Raw genomic sequence first — 18,497 nt, 5'->3', positions numbered from 1 at the left:
CACGTGAAACCGATCGATCCGCGTCTGCTCCGCTACGCCAAGGCCACCCGTTTCTTCCTCGGAGCGGTCGTGGCGCTCGGCCTGACCGGGGCGGCGCTGGTCGTCGCCCAGGCGATGCTCATCGCCGAGGTGGTGGTGGGGTCCTTCCAGAAGGGCCTGTCGGTTTCCGACCTGACCACGCCCCTGCTGCTGCTCGCCGGAGTGGCGGCGGGGCGGGGGCTGGTCTCCTGGCTGACCGAGCTGGCCGCCCATCGGGCGAGCGCGGCGGTCAAGTCCGAACTGCGGGGGCGGCTGCTGGCCCGGGCCGCCGCGCTCGGGCCGGGATGGCTCAGCGGCCAGAAGGCCGGCTCGCTCGCTGCCCTCGCGACGCGTGGTGTCGACGCGCTCGACGACTACTTCTCGCGCTATCTCCCCCAGCTGGGACTGGCGGTGGTGGTACCGGTGGCGGTCCTGGCGAGGATCGTCACCGAGGACTGGATCTCCGCGGCGATCATCGTCGTGACCCTCCCGCTCATCCCGCTCTTCATGATCCTCATCGGCTGGTACACCCAGGCCCGGATGGATCGTCAGTGGAAGCTGCTGTCCCGGCTGTCCGGCCACTTCCTCGATGTGGTGGCCGGGCTGCCGACCCTCAAGGTGTTCGGGCGGGCGAAGGCGCAGGCCGAGTCGATCCGCGCGATCACCTCGGAGTACCGGCGCGCGACGATGAAGACGCTCCGTATCGCCTTCCTCTCCTCCTTCGCCCTGGAGCTGCTGGCGACGCTGTCCGTGGCCCTGGTCGCGGTCACGATCGGTATGCGGCTGGTCCACGGCGAGCTCGACCTGTACACGGGGCTGGTGATCCTGATCCTGGCGCCCGAGGCCTATCTGCCGATCCGGCAGGTGGGGGCGCAGTATCACGCTGCGGCAGAGGGGCTGGCCGCCGCCGAGGAGATCTTCGAGGTCCTGGAGACCGCCGCGACCGAGCACGGTACGGACGCGGTGCCGACCTCGACCAGGATCGAGCTGGAGAACGTGACCGTGCGTCACGCGGGGCGCTCGGAGGCCTCGTTGGACGCGGCCTCGCTGGTGGTGGAGCCCGGTGAGACGGTCGCCCTGGTGGGGCCGAGCGGCGTCGGCAAGTCGACCCTGCTCGATGTGGTGCTGGGGTTCGCCGCACCGGAGGAGGGCGGCTCGGTCCGCGTGGGGGGCGCGGAGCTCGGCTCGCTCGACGTGGAGGAGTGGCGGTCGCGGATCGCCTGGGTGCCGCAGCGGCCGTACCTGTTCGCGGGCACCATCGCCGAGAACGTCCGGCTGGCCCGCCCGGACGCCTCCGACGCGTCGGTACGGAAGGCCCTGCGCGACGCCGGTGCGGACGGGTTCCTCGCGTCCCTGCCGGAGGGTGTGGAGACGCAGCTCGGGGAGGACGGTGCCGGGCTCTCGGCGGGCCAGCGCCAGCGCCTCGCCCTGGCCCGCGCGTTCTTGGCCGACCGGCCGCTCCTGCTCCTGGACGAGCCGACGGCGGCGCTGGACGGCGAGACGGAGGCGGCCGTGGTCGAGGCGGTACGCCGTCTCACGGCCGGCCGTACGGTGTTGCTGGTCGTCCATCGCCCGGCGCTCCTCGCGGTCGCGGACCGGGTGGTCGAGCTCGGGTGGGCGAGTGCTCCGGGCGAGCCGCGGCAGTCGGGTTCCACTGCGCCGGAGCCTTGGCCGTCGGTCCCGGCCCAGAGCGGCCCCGAGACGCCCGTCACCTCTCCGGATTCCGTCAGCCCGGCCGATGCCGATGCCGATGCCGAGACGCCCGCCGCCGGGCGGCGCGGCGACGGTCGGACCGGCGACGGGCCGGACGCGCGCGTCGCGCGGTCGGCCTTCGGGCGCGTGCGCGCCACGGCCGGGGAGCTGCGCGGGCGGATGGGGCTCGCCCTGCTGCTCGGCAGCCTGGCGCTGGGATCGGCCGTGGGGCTCATGGCGGTCTCCGGGTGGCTCATCTCCCGGGCCTCCGAACAACCGCCGGTGCTCTATCTGATGGTCGCCGTCACGGCGACGCGTGCGTTCGGCATCGGCCGGGCCGTCTTCCGGTACGCCGAGCGGATCGTCTCCCACGACGCCGTGCTGCGGATGCTCGCCGAGCTGCGGGTCGCCGTCTACCGGCGCCTGGAGCGCATCGCCCCCGCCGGGCTGCGCGGCAGCCGACGCGGCGACCTGCTCTCCCGGCTCGTCCAGGACGTCGACGCGCTCCAGGACTACTGGCTCCGCTGGCTGCTTCCCGCGGGTGCGGCCCTCGTCGTGGGCGTTGGATCCGTCGGGTTCACCGCCTGGCTGCTGCCCGAGGCCGGCGCCGTCCTCGCCGTGGGCCTGCTCTCCGCGGGTGTGGCCGTACCGCTGCTGAGCGGGGCGATCGCCCGCCATGCCGAGCGTCGGCTCGCCCCCGCTCGCGGCGCCCTCACCGGCACGGTCGTCGACCTGCTGCGCGGCTGCGCCGAACTGACGGTCGCCGGAGCGCTGGAGGACCGTATCGGCCGGGCCCGCGCGGCCGACCGTACGCTCACCTCCATCGCCTCCCGGCAGGCCGCCGCGACCGCGATCGGCGCCGGCCTCTCCGCGCTCGCCTGCGGGATCACCGTCGCCGCGGCCGCCGTAGTCGGCGTCCAGGCGGTACGGGACGGCCGCCTCGACGGCGTGACGCTCGCCGTCGTCGTGCTCACTCCCCTCGCCGCCTTCGAGGCCGTCACCGGGCTCCCGCTCGCCGTGCAGTACCGCCAGCGGGTCAAGCGCAGCGCGGAGCGGGTGTACGAGGTCCTGGACGCCCCCGCCCCCGTACACGAGCCCGAGCGGCCCGCCGCGCCGCCGGCGAGTCCCTTCCCGCTGGAGGTCACCGGCCTCTCCGCGCGCCACGCGGGTCAGCGGGCCGAGGCGCTCAGCGGCTTCGAGCTGACCCTGGAGGCCGGCCGACGGGTGGCCGTCGTCGGCGCCTCCGGATCGGGCAAGACCACACTCGCCCAGGTGCTGCTGCGCTTCCTGGACGCCGACTCCGGTGCGTACCGGATCGGTGGGATCGAGGCGACCGCACTCGACGGGGACGACGTCCGCCGCCTGGTGGGGCTCTGCGCCCAGGACGCCCACATCTTCGACAGCTCCGTCCGCGAGAACCTCCGCCTGGCCCGCACCGGCGCGAGCGACGACGACCTGCGGGCGGCCCTGGGCCGGGCGCGGCTCCTGGAGTGGGTGGACGGCCTGCCGGACGGCCTGGACACCCTCGTCGGCGAACACGGCTCGCGGCTCTCCGGCGGGCAGCGCCAGCGCCTGGCGCTCGCCCGCGCGCTCCTCGCCGACTTCCCCGTCCTCGTCCTGGACGAGCCGGCCGAGCACCTCGACCTGGCCACGGCCGACGCGCTCACCGACGACCTGTTGCGGGCCACCGAGGGCCGCACCACGGTCCTCATCACCCACCGGCTGCACGGCCTCGACGCCGTCGACGAGGTGCTGGTCCTGGACGAGGGGCGGACGGTCCAGCGCGGTGCGTACGCGGACCTCGCGGAGGCCGACGGACCGCTCCGGCGGATGCTGGAGCAGGAGCGGGAGACGGATCTGCTGCTCGCGCCATGAGGTCCGGGGAGCCCTGCGGAGCGGGCCCCGGGACGGGTGGCGGGAGGAGGCGCCGAGCGGTCCGCCAGGGCGCCCGACTTTTCTCGTCAAATCGGACTAACTAGGCTCAAGCCATGACCGCCGCCGTGCCCGATCTCCCGGACCCCCTGGAAGCCGCCACCCAGGCCACCCGCAGCCTCCAAGGCCTGTCCACGGAGCTGACCGCGCGAGTGCCGCAGCTCCTGGAAGCCATGCGCTCGGTCGGCACCGGGCTCGAACTGCACACCACGCTCGACCGCATCTGCGAGACGGCGGCCGAACTCGCCGACTGCCGCTACGCGGCGATCGGCGTCGTCGACGAGGAGGGCAAGGGCCTCTCCGACTTCGTCACCTTCGGTGTCGACGAGGAGGTCGCCCGCCGGATCGGTCGGCGCCCCGACGGACACGCGGGGCTGCTCGGGGCGCTGATCCGCGACCCGCAGACGATCCGGCTCTCCGATCTGTCCGCCGACCCCCGCTCGGCCGGGTTCCCGCCCGGGCACCCTCCGATGGGGACCTTCCTCGGGGTACCGATCCGGGTCCAGGGCGAGGTCTTCGGCAACCTCTACCTCGCGGAGAAGACCGACGGCGGAGAATTCAACGACTACGACGTCCACATGGTCCGGGTCCTCGCCACCGAGGCGGGCATCGCCATCGGCAACGCCCGACTCTACGAGGCGGCCCGGCAGCGCGAGCGCTGGATCGACGGCTCCGTGGCCGTCACCACCGCCCTGCTCTCCGGCGGCGACGCGGACGACGCCCTGACGGTGGTCGCCGAACAGGCCCGCAGGCTGGCGGACGCGGCTGCCGGGATCGTCCTCCTTCCGGCCGCGGACGGCGGCCTGGAGATCGTCGCCGTCTCCTCCGACCGGCCCACGAAATCGCTGGGCGTGGTGATCCCGCCCGAGAGCGCCGTGGTGGACCGCCTCCTGGACGGCGACGCGGTGTTCGTGGACGACGCCTCCAGCGACCCGCGCATGATCAGCCGCCTCGCCGCCCAGTACGGACCCAGCATGCTGCTGCCCCTGCACAGCGGCGGACGGGTGCTCGGCGCGCTCGCCACGCCACGCGCGCGGGGCGCCCGGCCGTTCACGGAGGCCGAACGGACGCTCGGGACGCAGTTCGCCTCGCAGGCGGCGCTCGCGCTGATGATGGCCGAGGCACAGCGTGACCGGGAACGCCTCGCCGTCTACGAGGACCGCGACCGGATCGCCCGGGACCTGCATGACCTGGTCATCCAGCGGCTCTTCGCCACCGGCATGATGCTGGAGAGCGCCCAGCGGAAGTCGATCGTGCCCGCCGTCCGCGAGGGCGTCGGCAAGGCGGTCGACGAGCTCGACGTGACCATCCAGGAGATCCGTACCGCGATCTTCGCCCTCCAGCAGGGGCCCGCCGAGGCCCCGTCCGGGCTGCGGACCCGCGTGCTGCGGGAGATCAACATGGCCGCCGTGCCCCTCGGCTTCAAGCCCGCGCACCGCTTCCTCGGGGCGATCGACTCGACGGTCGGCGAACTCACCGGCAAGAACCTCATCGCGGCTCTGCGCGAGGCCCTGTCCAACGCCTTCCGGCACGCGCAGGCCACCCGGATCGAGGTCGTGGTCGACGCGGGCGCGAAACTCCCGGACGGCGCCCCCTGCGTCCGCCTCTCGGTCGCGGACGACGGCATCGGCCTCCCGGAGGGCGGCCGCCGCAGCGGGTTGCGCAACCTGGCCCGGCGCGCGGAGTCGCTGGGCGGGTCGAGTTGGTGCGGCCCGGGCATCGGCGAGGACGGCGGCGGTACGTCGGTGGTGTGGCAGGCGCCCCTGTAGGGAGGTGGGTCGGCGGGTGCCGTGCCGTCAGTCGTCGAGCGTGCCCGCGAGGATGCGCTCGATGACGGCGGCCACGCCGTCCTCGTTGTTGGCGACCGTACGGCCTGAGGCGGCGGCGATCACGTCCGGGTGGGCGTTGCCCATCGCGTACGAGCGGCCCGCCCAGCTGAGCATCTCGATGTCGTTGGGCATGTCCCCGAATGCGACGACCTCCGCGGCGGAGATGCCGCGCTCGGCGCAGCAGAGCTCCAGGGTGGAGGCCTTGGAGACGCCGAGGCCGCTGATCTCCAGGAGGGCGGTCGGGCTGGAGCGTGTCAACGAGGCCAGGCCGCCCGCGGCGGCCCTGGCGGTGGCGAGGAAGACGTCGGGGTCCAGCTCCGGGTGCTGGGCGAGCAGCTTGATCACCGGCGGGGCGGCGCCCGGCTCCTCCTCGTAGAGCAGCTTCTCGGCGGTGGCCACGGTGGCGCCCGGGTCGAGGAAGAACGGCGGGTAGAGCGGCTCGTAGTGGATGCCGGTGGTCAGCTCGACCGCGAAGGAGACGCCCGGCGCGACGGTGCGCAGCGTCGCCACGACGTCGAGGGCCACCTCCCGCGCCAGCGGGCGTACCTCCAGGAACGCGCCCCCGGAGTGCAGGTCCACGACCGCCGCGCCGTTGGCGCAGATCGCGAGGCCGTGACCGTGGACGTGATCGCTGACGACGTCCATCCAGCGGGCCGGGCGCCCGGTGACGAAGAAGACCTCGATGCCGGCCCGCTCGGCGGCGGCGAGTGCGGCGACCGTGCGCTCCGACACGGACTTGTCGTCGCGCAGCAGGGTGCCGTCGAGGTCGGTGGCGATCAGTCGGGGGGCCAGGGCGGCGGGGCGCGCGGAGTGGGTTGCGGTCACGGAGCCATTGTTCCGCACTCGGTGCACGGGCGTGCGAAGGGGCGCACATCTGAGAGGGCCGCCCTTGCCCCCTCAGATTCGCGTCGGCCCCTGAGATCCGGCGTCGGCCCGCTCAGTTCCCCGTCGCGCGCGGGTCCTGGTTCCCGCCGGGCGGGCCGGGTCAGGCGAGCTGGGCGGCGGCCTCGGTGGCGATCTGCTCGAAGACGCGCTGGTCGGCGGCGAAGTCCGAGCCGGCGATCGGCCAGTGGACCACGATCTCCTGGAAGCCGAGCGCCTGGTGCCGCCCGGCGAAGTCGACGAAGGCGTCCAGGGACTCCAGCGGCCGGCCCCGGTCCGGGGTGAAGCCGGTGAGCAGAATCTTGTCCAGTTCTGCCACGTCCCGGCCGATTTCCGCGCATGCCTTGCCGAGCTTCTCGACCTGGCCGCGGATCGCCGTCACGGACTGCTCCGGCGTGCCGGCCTCGTACAGCTTCGGGTCACCGGTCGTCACCCAGGCCTGGCCGTACCGGGCGGCGAGCTTCAGACCGCGCGGCCCGGTCGCGGCGACGGCGAAGGGCAGGCGCGGACGCTGGACGCAGCCGGGGATGTTGCGGGCCTCGTCGGCGGAGTAGTGCGTGCCGCGCACGGTGACGGCGTCCTCGGTGAGCAGCCGGTCGAGCAGGGGCAGGAACTCGCCGAAGCGGTCGGCGCGCTCCTTCGGCGTCCAGGCCTCCTGGCCGAGCACGGTGGCGTCGAAGCCGTTGCCGCCCGCCCCGATGCCCAGCGTGACCCGGCCGTTCGACACGTCGTCGAGGGAGATGAGTTCCTTGGCGAGCGTCACCGGGTGGCGGAAGTTGGGAGAGGTGACGAGGGTGCCGAGCCGGAGCCGCTCGGTGGCCGTCGCGGCGGCGGTGAGGGTGGGAAGCGCGCCGAACCAGGGGCCGTCACGGAAGGTCCGCCAGGACAGGTGGTCGTAGGTGTAGCCGGCGTGGAAGCCGAGCTCCTCGGCACGCTGCCAGCGCTCGCGGCCACCGTCGTGCCAGCGATGGACGGGAAGGATCACGGTGCTCAGGCGCAGGGTCATGACCACGAGACTACGGCGGGGGGCGGGTCCCGCGCAGAGCGGCTGAGGCTCCGTCCCGGGACTCTCCCGTCAGCGGACCTGGCGGCTCATCCAGGGGCTGAGCGTGCCGCGCAGGACCAGCTCCTTGTACGTCTCGTCGCCGGGCAGCGGGACGACGAGCCACCAGCCGGGCGGGAAGTACTTGCCCTTCACGTACGCGAGCCCGCCGTGGACGGAGCGGACGAAAGCGGGTACGGCGTCGCGGGGGACGTCCTCGAACTCCACTCCGTCGACGACGATCTTCGCGTCGTCCTCCGGGAAGACCTGGACGGTGACCGCGGGGCTGCCGCCGAGCTCGACGAAGGCCTCGTGCGGGAGCGAGCCGTCCGCGTCGAGGACGGCGAAGGCACCGGAGGAGATCCGGCGGGAGGTCTGGTCGGCACCGATGTCGTCGGTGACGGTCATCTCCAGGTGGAACTCGCGGGCGACCTCGCGGAGCGCGCTGACGGCCGATTCGGTGGTGGGCAGATGCGGGTGTGCCATGGGATCGATCATGCCCGAAGGGGGCCGGTTCCGGGCGGGTCAGCCGGGAAGGCGGAGGAACTCCGGGGGGACGGTTTCGGTCAGCCAGACGCCGTTGGCGCTGACGTGGAAGACGTGGCCGGCCCGGTGCATCGCGCCGGCGTCCACGCCGAGGACGATGGGTCGGCCCCGGCGGGCGCCGACGCGGGTCGCGGTCTCCCGGTCGGGGGAGAGGTGGACGTGGTGGCGGGCCATGGGGCGCAGCCCTTCGGCCCGGATGGCGTCCAGCCGGGCGGCGACCGTACCGTGGTAGAGGTACGCGGGCGGCTCCGCCGGCGGCAGGGCGAGGTCGACCTCCACGGTGTGGCCCTGACTGGCGCGGATCCGGGTGCCTTCGATCGCGAAGCGCTTCTTGTCGTTGGCGGCGACGACATGATCCAGCTCGGCGCGGGTGATGGGGAAGCCGTGGTCGGCGGCCGCGCGCAGCAGGACGTCGATCTCGGTCCAGCCGTTCGGATCGAGAGCCAGGCCGATCCGCTCGGGTTGGTGCCGCAGGTGTTTCGAGAGGTACTTGGACACCTTCACGGTGCGTCTCTCGTCCATGGGTCCGTTCATGGCGTCAGCATGACGGAGGGCGAATCCGGCGACCATTGATTTTGGTTCGGATGTTTGATCCACAGCGAACTTGAGTTATCCACAGGGGAATTGGCAATTCTGTGGACAACGGGTGGGCGTTACCTGGGGACTTGGCGCATTTAGCTGGTTTCAGAGTGATTTGAGGCAAGCGCGTCCAATGTTCGTGTCTGCACCTCGCGTTCGGCTGCGGCAGCGACGAACGCGGCCACGTTCTCCGCGCCAACCAGCCCTTGAACCGCCCGAATCGTTCCGGCCGGGAGGGCGACCGGACGGGGCTCGTCGTCCCGCACCGGCGGCGGCTCGGGTGACAGGTGGTGCTGGAGGTGACGAGTGGCGAACGTGCGCATCGCACGGGCGAGTTCCGCGTCCACGGTCTGCTGGGCGAGCGGCCGCAGCCGTCGTACCATCGCCGCCGCCTCCGACGCGACGGCGTCCGTCGGCGGCCGGTGCTCCAGATACCGCGCGAAGACGTGCTCGGTCGTGAACTCCAGGAAACGCGAGGCGATGTGCTCGACCTGGACGCGAAGTTCCCTCAGATGCCCGGAGATCGCGGTCAGCGGCACACCCGCCTCGTACAACTCGGCCGCCACAGCGAGCTCTTGGGGGCTGGGCACCAGGAACTCGTCTTCCCGGCCCGGGATCCGCTCCAGGACACCGAGCTCGATCGCCTCCCGGATCGCGTCCTCGTCCGGCTTGCCGCCGAAGGTGGCGTCCAGATCGGCACGGGAGATCCGGTCCGCCTCCTCGTCCGTCCACGGCCCGTCGACCTCGGCGACCAGACCCAGGACGCCGCCCAGGCCCCGCCCCGCGTCCCACGCCTCCAGCAGCTCCTTGATCGAGGCCAGGGTGTAGCCGCGGTCGAGCAGGTCGGCGATCTGCCGCAGCCGGGCCAGATGCGTGTCCCCGTACACATTGGACCTGCCCCGGCGCTCGGGGCGGGGGAGCAGGCCGCGGTCCTGGTAGGCGCGGATGGTCCGGACCGTGGCGCCGCTGTGGTGGGCGAGGTCCTCGATCCGGTACTCCACGGGGGAGCCCTGCGCCGAAGGCGCCCCCTGTGCCGTCTGACCCGACAAAGCCACTCCCACCCGCTCGCTCCTGCTGCCCGGCCGCGGTCCCGCGCGGGCCCGCCCCGTCCGCCAGGGATCGTACGGTCCCCTACGCCGCCCGTACGACTCTCACGCCGGCGGCTCCAGCCGGGCTATCGCCCGCAGGGCCCCGGGCGCGAAGCGGGAGAGGACGTGGGCGCCACGCGCCTCGGGAGTGACGGGGACGACCGCCTCGTTGCGCACCACGGCGCGCAGGATCGCGTCCGCGACCTTCTCCGGCGGGTAGTTGCGCAGGCCGTACAGACGGGAGGCCTTCTTCTGGCGGCGGCTCTGCTCCTCCTCACCGACTCCGGCGAACCGGGCCGTCGCCGTGATGTTGGTGTTCACGATGCCGGGGCAGATCGCCGAGACACCGATGCCCTGGCCCGCCAGCTCGGCGCGCAGGCACTCGCTCAGCATCAGCACGGCCGCCTTGGACGTGCTGTACGCGGGCAGGGCGCGGGAGGGCTGGAAGGCCGCGGCGGACGCGGTGTTGACGATGTGGCCGCCCTGGCCGCGCTCGGCCATCTGCCCGCCGAAGATCCGGCAGCCGTGGATGACGCCCCAGAGATTGACGTCGAGGACCTTCTTCCAGTCCTCGCTCGTCGTCGCGAAGAACGAGCCCGAGAGGCCGATGCCCGCGTTGTTGACGAGGACGTCGACGATGCCGTGCTCGCTCGCGACCTTCGCCGCGAGCTTCTCCATGGCCTGCTCGTCGCTGACATCGACAGTCTCGCCCCACGCCTCCGGGGCGCCGATCAGCCGGGCCATCTCGGCCGTGCGCGCCGCGCCCTCGCCGTCCCGGTCGACGGCGACGACCCGCGCGCCCGCCTCGGCGAAGGCGAAGGCGGTGGCCCGGCCGATCCCGCTCGCCGCGCCGGTGACCAGGACCAGCTGGCCGCCGAACCGCTCGGTGTAGACGGGGTCGGCCGTGCTCTTGGCGGCCGTGACCGGGGCCTTGGTCGCCGGGTCCTCGTTGGCCCGGACGAACTCGGTGATCCAGGCGGCCAGTTGGTCGGGCCGGGTGCGCGGGACCCAGTGCTTGGCCGGCAGCGAGCGCCGGGTCAGCTCAGGGACCCAGGTGGCGAGGTCGTCGTAGAGCCGCTCGGACAGGAAGGCGTCGCCGGTGGGCGTGATCAGCTGCACGGGCGCGTGGGCGTACGCGTCGGCGCGGGGCCGGCCCAGCCGCGAGCGGACGTTGTCCCGGTAGAGCCAGGCCCCGTGCGCGGCGTCGTTCGGCAGCGAGGACGTCGGATAGTCGCCGGCCGGGATCTTCTCGACCCGCTCCAGGAGCTTCGGCCAGCGCTTGCCGAGCGGGCCGCGCCAGGCGAGCTCGGGCAGGACGGGGGTGTGCAGCATGTACACGTACCAGGACTTGGCGCCCTGGCCGAGGAGCTGGCCGACCCGGCGCGGGGTGGGCCGGGTCATGCGCTGCTTGATCCAGTGGCCGAAGTGGTCGAGGGAGGGACCGGACATCGACGTGAAGGAGGCGATGCGCCCTTCGGTGCGAGGGACGGTCACGAACTCCCACGACTGCACCGAGCCCCAGTCGTGCCCGACCAGGTGCACCGGGCGGTCCGGGCTCACCGCGTCGGCGACGGCCAGGAAGTCGTCCGTCAGCTTCTCCAGCGTGAACCCGCCCCGCAGCGGGGTCGGTGCCGTGGACCGGCCGTGGCCCCGGACGTCGTACAGCACGACGTGGAACCGCTCGGCGAGTCGGTGGGCGACCTCCGACCAGACCTCCTTGGAGTCGGGGTAGCCGTGCACGAGCAGGACCGTCGGCCGGTCGGCGTCGCCCAGCTCGGCGACGCACAGCTCGATCCCGCCCGTATGGATCCAGCGCTCCCGCGCCCCCGTCAGTGCCGTACTCATGCCACCGCCCCCTCTTCGTTCCAGCGCCGCACGTGCGGCAGGTCGTCGTCCAGCCAGAAAGCGCTCTGCTCCGGGTCCTTCGAGTCGGTGACCACGAGGATCTCCTCGAACTTCGCGCCCGTACCCCGGAAGCCGAGGTGCGGTTCGACCGCCCACAGCCCCGGCTGGGGCGGGTGGTCGGAGAACGTGTACGGCGACCAGAGCGGCGACCAGCCGTCGCGGTGGCCGTGGATCGCGTCGCTCGCCAGGCCCTTGAGCGACTGCGTGCCGAAACCGAAGAGCGTGGGTGACCAGCGGCGCTCCTTGACCCGGTCCACCTTGTGGGCGATCACGCCGAAGGGATAGGCGCGGTGCCGGTTGGCGTACCCCTGGCGGACCATGAGCCGGTCCACGTCCTCGTAGATCTCGCGCAGCGTGCGGCGCTCGCGGACCTCGGTCAGGATCAGCTCCCGGTGCGCCCGCAGATCGGCGAGCAGCCTGTCGTGCACCGGATTGAGGCCGAGGCAGCCGGAGTAGCCGATGTCCGCGGTGCAGCCCCTGTACACCGGCGCCATGTCCAGGATGAAGGGCATGCCCGCTTCGAGGCGCCGGTTCGTGGGGAAGAACTGCAGCGGGATCTTGAAGTCGACGAAGGCCGTGCGGTCGCCGAACCAGGCGAAGGGCCGGTGGAACCAGTCCCGCACCCCCCGCTCGTACAGCCAGTCGCGCTGCATCTTCGCGGCCTCGCGCTCGGTCACTCCCGGTCGCAGCTGCGCCGCGACGGCTTCCGCGCACGCGTACGACAGGCGCTGCACTTCTCTGAACCCGCGCAGTTCCGCGGTCAGTTCGCTTGCCACTGCTGAGGTCATGCCACCCGTCCGTCCCGTGAACATCCGTGTGCGCTACGTGCCCGTAACGTGACACTGATGAATGTGACAATGCCTGGCGGCTGCGTCAAGGGGTGTGCACGCGCCCTGTGGAAAACCCGGCGGGCGGCGCCGCCGGACGACTTTGGTCTCGACTCCCCTACGGGCTTGTACTCCTGGAGTCGGATACGGATCGAGCCGTTGGTCTGACGACTCCTGTGGCGCACACCACTACCGTCGAACCCGTGACTGTGATCGCTACCGAAAGCCTCAGCAAGCGGTTCCCCCGGGTGACCGCTCTTGACCGGCTCTCCCTGGACATCGGGCCCGGTGTGACCGGACTGGTGGGTGCCAACGGAGCCGGCAAGTCCACGATGATCAAGATCCTGCTCGGTCTGTCTCCCGCCACGGAGGGCCGCGCCGAGGTCCTGGGTCTCGACGTCTCCACGTCCGGCGCCCAGATCCGCGAGCGCGTCGGCTACATGCCCGAGCACGACTGCCTCCCGCCGGACGTCTCGGCCACCGAGTTCGTCGTCCACATGGCGCGGATGTCCGGCCTGCCCGCCGACGCCGCCCGTGAACGGACCGCGGACACGCTGCGCCACGTCGGCCTCTACGAGGAGCGGTACCGCCCCATCGGCGGCTACTCCACGGGCATGAAGCAGCGGGTGAAGCTCGCCCAGGCGCTGGTCCACGACCCGCAGCTGGTCCTCCTGGACGAGCCGACCAACGGCCTCGACCCGGTGGGCCGCGACGAGATGCTCGGCCTGATCCGCCGGGTCTGGACCGACTTCGGCATCTCCGTCCTCGTCACCTCCCACCTCCTCGGCGAGCTGGAGCGGACCTGCGACCACGTCGTCGTCATCGACGGCGGCACCCTGCTGCGTTCCAGCTCCACCAGTGACTTCACGCAGATCACCACGACCCTCGCGGTCGAGGTCACCGACTCCGACACCCACCCCGACGGCACGGCGGCGCTCCGCACGGCCCTCGCCTCCGCGGGGGTGACGCTCCACGCGAGCGACGAGGAGGGCCTGCCCGGCGCCGGCCACATCCTCCTCGTGGAGGCCGCCGGCGACGAGACGTACGACCTGGTCCGTGACACCGTCGCCGACCTCGGCCTCGGCCTCGTCCGGATGGAACAGCGCCGCCACCACATCGCCGAGGTCTTCCGGCCCGGCGCGCAGAAGCAGCAGGAGGAGGTGTCGGCGCGATGAGCACCCCGGCCCCCGAGACCACGCAGATCCACAACATCGGGTACCGCAACTACGACGGCCCCCGCTTCGGCCGCGCCTACGCGCGCCGGTCGCTCTTCTCGCAGTCCCTGCGCGGCTCCTTCGGCCTCGGCCGCAGCGCCAAGTCCAAGGTGCTGCCGATGATCCTGTTCACCGTGATGTGCGTCCCGGCGCTGATCATCGTCGCGGTGGCGGTCACGATGAAGAGCAAGGACCTGCCGGTCGACTACACCCGGTACGCGATCATCATGCAGGCCGTCATCGGGCTCTTCCTCGCCTCCCAGGCGCCCCAGTCGGTCTCCCGCGACCTGCGCTTCAAGACGATCCCGCTGTACTTCTCGCGGCCCATCGAGCGCGTCGACTACGTCCTGGCGAAGTACGGCGCGATGGCCTCGGCCCTGTTCATCCTGACCGCCGTCCCGCTGTTCATCCTCTGGATCGGCTCGCTGCTCGCCAAGATGAGCTTCGCCGACCAGACGCAGGAGTTCGGCCAGGGGCTCGTCTCCGTCGCTCTCCTGTCGGTGCTGTTCGGCGGCATCGGTCTGGTGATGGCCGCGCTCACGCCGCGCCGCGGCTTCGGTGTCGCCGCCGTCATCGCCACCCTGGTCATCTCCTACGGCGCGGTCTCCACCCTCCAGGGCATCGCCTACAGCACGGACAACGCCGACGTCATCCAGTGGCTGGGCCTGTTCTCCCCGATCACCCTGATCGACGGCGTGCAGACCGCCTTCCTCGGCGCCACCACCTCCTTCCCCGGAGGGGAAGGCGTCGGACCGGGCGCCGGTGCCGGAGCCGTCTATCTGCTGGCCGTCCTCGCACTCATCGCAGGCTCGTACGGAGTGCTGATGCGCCGCTACCGAAAGGTCGGGCTGTGACAACCCTGAACATCGACCACGCCTCTCGGTGGTTCGGCAACGTGGTCGCCGTCAACGACGTCACGATGACGATCGGCCCCGGCGTCACCGGCCTCCTCGGCCCCAACGGAGCCGGGAAGTCCACCCTCATCAACATGATGGGCGGCTTCCTCGCCCCTTCCACCGGCACCGTCACCCTCGACGGACAGCCGATCTGGAAGAACGAGTCCGTGTACACGCAGATCGGCGTCGTACCGGAGCGGGAAGCGATGTACGACTTCCTCACCGGCCGCGATTTCGTCCTCGCCAACGCCGAGTTGCACGGCCTGGGCGCCAAGGAGGCCCAGCACGCGCTCGCCACGGTCGAGATGGAGTACGCGCAGGACCGGAAGATCGCCACGTACAGCAAGGGCATGCGGCAGCGCGTGAAGATGGCCTCGGCCCTCGTCCACGAGCCGTCCGTGCTGCTGCTCGACGAGCCGTTCAACGGCATGGACCCGCGCCAGCGCATGCAGTTGATGGACCTGTTGCGCCGCATGGGCGCGGCGGGCCGCACGGTGCTCTTCTCCTCGCACATCCTGGAGGAGGTCGAGCAGCTGGCCTCGCACATCGAGGTGATCGTCGCCGGCCGGCACGCCGCCTCCGGCGACTTCCGCAAGATCCGCCGGTTGATGACGGACCGGCCGCACCGCTATCTCGTCCGGTCCAGTGACGACCGGGCGCTCGCGGCGGCCCTCATCGCCGACCCGTCCACGGCCGGCATCGAGGTCGACCTCGCCGAAGGCGCCCTGCGCATCCAGGCGGTGGACTTCGGGCGGTTCACGGAACTGCTGCCCCGGGTCGCCCGGGAGCAGGGGATCCGGCTGCTGACGGTCTCGCCCTCGGACGAGTCCCTCGAATCGGTCTTCTCGTATCTCGTAGCGGCCTGAAAGGAGCCTGACCGATGTACAACCCCACAGTCGCCCGGCTCACCTACCGGGCCCTCCTCGGCCGCAGGCGGGCACTGATCCTCTTCGCGCTGCCCGCGCTCCTGCTCGTGATCGCCGCCGCCGTACGGATGTTCAACGGCGCCGACGACCAGATCGCGGCCGACGTCCTCGGCGGCTTCGCGCTCGCCACGATGGTGCCGCTGATCGGCGTCATCGCCGGAACGGGCGCGATCGGCCCGGAGATCGACGACGGCTCGATCGTCTATCTGCTGTCCAAGCCGGTGAAGCGGCCCGCGATCATCTTCACCAAGCTGATCGTGGCGATCGCCGTGACCATGGTCTTCTCCGCGGTCCCGACGTTCCTCGCCGGCATGATCCTCAACGGCAACGGCCAGCAGGTGGCCGTCGCGTACACGGTCGCGGCGCTGGTCGCCTCCATCGCGTACAGCGCCCTCTTCCTGCTGCTCGGCACCGTCAGCCGGCACGCGGTGGTCATCGGCCTCGTGTACGCCCTGGTCTGGGAGAGCCTGTTCGGCTCCCTGATCGACGGTGCGAAGACGCTCAGCGTTCAGCAGTGGGCGCTCGCGGTCGCGCAGAAGGTGAGCGGCGAGGGCCTCGTCACCTCGGACGTCGGCCTGCCGACGGCGGTGGCGCTGCTGGCCGGCGTGACGGTCGCGGCGACCTGGTACGCGGGCCAGAAGCTGCGGACGCTGAAGCTGGCGGGCGAGGAGTAGGAACGCGGCCCCGGGACCCTTGCGGCCCCGGGACCCTCGCGGTCCCGGGAGCCCCGGCCCGGGGAGACCGGTCCCAGGAGCTCAGGGCCCCGTCAGAGGCCCCGGGAGCGCGTCAGACCTTGCGGTCCCGGGCCGCGAGGAGGCCCACCCCCAGGGCCGCCGCGCAGACGCACAGCACCAGGACGATCGGCACGGTCCACGAGCCGGTCGCCTGGTGGACCGCCCCGGCGGTCAGCGGTCCGGCGGCCGCCAGCAGATAGCCGACGGTCTGGGCCATCCCCGAGAGCCGGGACGCGGTGACCGCGTCGCCCGCCCGGAGCACGATCAGGGTGAGCGCCAGACCGACCGCGCCGCCCTGACCGACACCGAGGAGCGCGGACCACAGCCAGGCCCCCTGCACGGGCGCGGTCAGCAGGCCCGCGTAACCCGCCGCGACCAGCGTCGTGACGAGGACGACCAGCGGACGCTGGCTCCGCATACGGCCCGCGAGCAGCGGCACCGCGAACGCGCCCGCCACCTGGGTCAGGTTGTTGAAGGCGAAGATCACGCCCGCTGTCGAGCGGCTCATGCCGTGGTCCGTGAAGATCGTCGGCATCCAGGCGATCAGGACGTACGTCCAGAGGGACTGCAGGCCCATGAAGAGGGTCACCTGCCAGGCGAGCGCGGACCGCCAGACGCTCCGCGTCGCGGGCACCGGCTGTACGGCGGCGGCGCGGACCTCGTGCGGGGCGGCGCCACGGCCCGTACGGCCACCGGCGAGCAGCACCTGCGGCAGCCAGGCCGTCGCCGCGAGCGCCGCCAGCAGCGACCAGAAGGCGAGTGACGCCTCCCAGCTCCCGCCGAAGGCCTGTTCCAGCGGCACCGACGCCGCCGCGACGAGCGTGGCGCCCGCGATCATCGCGCCGGTGTAGAGCGAGGTCATCGACGCGGCCCGGTCGGGGAAGTCGCGCTTGATCAGGCCCGGCATCAACACGTTGAGCAGGGCGATCGCGGTACCGACCAGGACACCGCCGCCGTACAGCGCGTACACCGACGGCAGGACCCGTACCAGGATTCCGGCGCCGAGCAGGACCAGCGCTGCCAGCAGGATCGTTTCGACGCCGAAACGCCGTCCCAGCCACGGCGCGAGGATCGCGCCCGCCCCCAGGAAGAGCACGGGCACGGACGTCACCAGGGAACTGGCCGTCGACGACAGGCCGAACTCCGCCGCGATCTCCCCCACCAGCGGTGCCACGCTCGCCAGGGCCGCGCGCATGTTGAGCGAGGCGAGCACGATCGCGGTCATGAGGAGGAACGGGTGGGCGAACCAGGCCCGCCGCCCCGTCGGCCCGCCGACAGCCGCCCCGGGAGCGACGGCCCGCTCCTCTGTTCGCGCGTGGCCTGCCGGGTCCCCTGTTCGGACGTGGGCTGCCCGATCCCCTGTTCGGACGTGGGCTGCCCGATCCTCCACGCGCGCGTGGGCTAGCGGGTCCTCCACACGCCCGTGCGCGGCCCCATCCTCCACACGCCCGTGCGCGGCCCGATCCTCCACGCGCGCGTGCGCGGCCCGATCCTCCACACGCCCGTGCGCGGCCCCATCCTCCACGCGCGCGTGCGCTGCCCGATCCTCCACGCGCGCGTGCGCAAGCGGATCCTCCACCCGCGCGTGGCCGGCCAGGGTGTCCACGCGCGCGTGGCCGCCGGACTCCGTACCCGACGTCACCGCGACTCCCCCGTCAGCGTCTCCTCCGTCTCCATCGGCACCCGCAGCAGCTCCCGCGCCCCCGCCTCCGCCGCCTCCGCGTCGCCCGACTCGATCGCCGCGACCAGCGCCTCGTGCGCGTCGATGTCGACCGGCGGCATCTCGCGGTCGCCGAGCGCGTCCACGAGCACTTCGTGCACCTGGGTGGAGAAGAAGCGGTACACCTCGGTGAAGGCCGCGTTGTGCGTGGCGGAGACGACTGCCAGGTGGAAGGCGAGGTCCGCGTCCGCGTCCCGGTCGCCCTCCTCGCGCAGGGTCGCGAGCGCGGCCCGCAGCCGCAGCAGGTCGTGGGTGTCCCGGCGTACCGCCGCGAGCCGGGCGGCCTCCGCCTCCAGGGCCACCCGCAGCTCCAGGACGTCCCGCGCGCCCGCGTGGCGCATGCCGCGCAGCACCGCCGCGGGGTCGGCGGTCGACCGGACGAAGGTGCCGTTGCCCTGACGCGACTCCAGGAGCCCCGCGTGGACCAGGACCCGGATGGCCTCGCGGACCGTGTTCCGGCCGACGTCCAGCTGCTCGGCGAGCTCGTGCTCGGTCGGAATCCGGTCGCCGACCGCCCACTCGCCCGCCGCGAGCTGCTCCCGCAGCTGCTCGACGACCGAGTCCACCAGCGAGGTCCGCCCCGCCGCCTTCAGCGCCATCACCACTCCGTCCAGCCAATCGCCCGGTTGCCCAGTCATCCTACAACTGGAGATCGCGACCGCCCGAC

15 protein-coding genes are annotated in these 18,497 nt (G+C 72.4%); 6 read left to right on the top strand and 9 right to left on the bottom strand.

All coding sequences use genetic code 11. The features are described 5' to 3' along the window. Positions 1-3 precede the first annotated feature (3 nt). Together cydD and ACIPPS_RS19770 are read left to right on the top strand one after the other, a co-directional pair. Positions 4-3,585, top strand: a complete 3,582-nt coding sequence (gene cydD / locus ACIPPS_RS19775) for a thiol reductant ABC exporter subunit CydD (protein ID WP_401433553.1) — start codon at positions 4-6, stop codon at positions 3,583-3,585. A 113-nt stretch (positions 3,586-3,698) separates the two neighbouring features. Next, a complete protein-coding gene (locus ACIPPS_RS19770; protein ID WP_401433550.1) occupies positions 3,699-5,411 on the top strand; it encodes a GAF domain-containing sensor histidine kinase in 1,713 nt (570 codons plus the stop codon). A 27-nt stretch (positions 5,412-5,438) separates the two neighbouring features. Here the strand turns inward: ACIPPS_RS19770 and ACIPPS_RS19765 are convergent, their stop codons facing one another. The 7 genes from ACIPPS_RS19765 to ACIPPS_RS19735 form a co-directional block, all read right to left on the bottom strand. Continuing rightward, on the bottom strand, positions 5,439-6,296 hold the full coding sequence (locus ACIPPS_RS19765) for a Cof-type HAD-IIB family hydrolase (RefSeq protein ID WP_401433547.1): 858 nt from the start codon (positions 6,294-6,296) through the stop codon (positions 5,439-5,441). A gap of 160 nt (positions 6,297-6,456) precedes the next feature. Then, positions 6,457-7,359 carry an LLM class flavin-dependent oxidoreductase gene (locus ACIPPS_RS19760; protein WP_401433545.1) on the bottom strand — a complete coding sequence of 301 codons (903 nt, stop codon included), beginning with the start codon at positions 7,357-7,359 and terminating at the stop codon, positions 6,457-6,459. Between the two features lie 69 nt (positions 7,360-7,428). Then, positions 7,429-7,881, bottom strand: coding sequence for a hypothetical protein (locus tag ACIPPS_RS19755; RefSeq protein WP_401433542.1), 453 nt, complete (start codon positions 7,879-7,881; stop codon positions 7,429-7,431). A 39-nt stretch (positions 7,882-7,920) separates the two neighbouring features. Then, a complete protein-coding gene (locus ACIPPS_RS19750; protein WP_401433540.1) occupies positions 7,921-8,463 on the bottom strand; it encodes an RNA 2'-phosphotransferase in 543 nt (180 codons plus the stop codon). A 152-nt stretch (positions 8,464-8,615) separates the two neighbouring features. Then, positions 8,616-9,521, bottom strand: coding sequence for a MerR family transcriptional regulator (locus ACIPPS_RS19745; RefSeq protein WP_401433538.1), 906 nt, complete (start codon positions 9,519-9,521; stop codon positions 8,616-8,618). A gap of 150 nt (positions 9,522-9,671) precedes the next feature. After that, entirely contained in the window at positions 9,672-11,453 is a 1,782-nt protein-coding gene (locus ACIPPS_RS19740; RefSeq protein WP_401433535.1) for an SDR family oxidoreductase, read from the bottom strand. Then, entirely contained in the window at positions 11,450-12,301 is an 852-nt protein-coding gene (locus ACIPPS_RS19735; protein WP_401433532.1) for a M24 family metallopeptidase, read from the bottom strand. Before ACIPPS_RS19735 ends, ACIPPS_RS19740 begins: the two co-directional genes overlap by 4 nt. Before the next feature lie 248 nt (positions 12,302-12,549). Here ACIPPS_RS19735 and ACIPPS_RS19730 point away from each other — a divergent pair, with 248 nt between their 5' ends. Genes ACIPPS_RS19730 through ACIPPS_RS19715 form a run of 4 tightly spaced genes read left to right on the top strand, consistent with a single transcriptional unit; the run spans position 12,550 to position 16,050 of the window. Next, positions 12,550-13,515: an ABC transporter ATP-binding protein gene (locus ACIPPS_RS19730; RefSeq protein ID WP_401434609.1), complete on the top strand. Its 966-nt coding sequence runs from the start codon at positions 12,550-12,552 to the stop codon at positions 13,513-13,515. Then, positions 13,512-14,408 carry an ABC transporter permease gene (locus ACIPPS_RS19725; protein WP_401433529.1) on the top strand — a complete coding sequence of 299 codons (897 nt, stop codon included), beginning with the start codon at positions 13,512-13,514 and terminating at the stop codon, positions 14,406-14,408. The genes ACIPPS_RS19730 and ACIPPS_RS19725 overlap by 4 nt, the downstream gene beginning before the upstream one ends. Next, positions 14,405-15,316, top strand: a complete 912-nt coding sequence (locus ACIPPS_RS19720; protein WP_401433526.1) for an ABC transporter ATP-binding protein — start codon at positions 14,405-14,407, stop codon at positions 15,314-15,316. Before ACIPPS_RS19725 ends, ACIPPS_RS19720 begins: the two co-directional genes overlap by 4 nt. 14 nt (positions 15,317-15,330) lie before the next feature. Next, positions 15,331-16,050, top strand: coding sequence for an ABC transporter permease (locus ACIPPS_RS19715; RefSeq protein ID WP_401433523.1), 720 nt, complete (start codon positions 15,331-15,333; stop codon positions 16,048-16,050). Positions 16,051-16,162: 112 nt separating this feature from the next. Here the strand turns inward: ACIPPS_RS19715 and ACIPPS_RS19710 are convergent, their stop codons facing one another. Continuing rightward, positions 16,163-17,500: a CynX/NimT family MFS transporter gene (locus ACIPPS_RS19710; protein ID WP_401433520.1), complete on the bottom strand. Its 1,338-nt coding sequence runs from the start codon at positions 17,498-17,500 to the stop codon at positions 16,163-16,165. A gap of 248 nt (positions 17,501-17,748) precedes the next feature. Then, positions 17,749-18,429 (bottom strand): FadR/GntR family transcriptional regulator, encoded by a 681-nt coding sequence (locus tag ACIPPS_RS19705; RefSeq protein ID WP_401434606.1) that lies wholly within the window; start codon positions 18,427-18,429, stop codon positions 17,749-17,751. Positions 18,430-18,497 lie beyond the last annotated feature (68 nt).

This window comes from Streptomyces sp. NPDC090127, from assembly GCF_044746945.1.
Classification (GTDB): Bacteria; Actinomycetota; Actinomycetes; order Streptomycetales; family Streptomycetaceae; genus Streptomyces.
The sequence above is the reverse complement of the archived record's forward strand: the minus strand, read 5'-3'. Positions and strand labels throughout refer to the sequence as shown.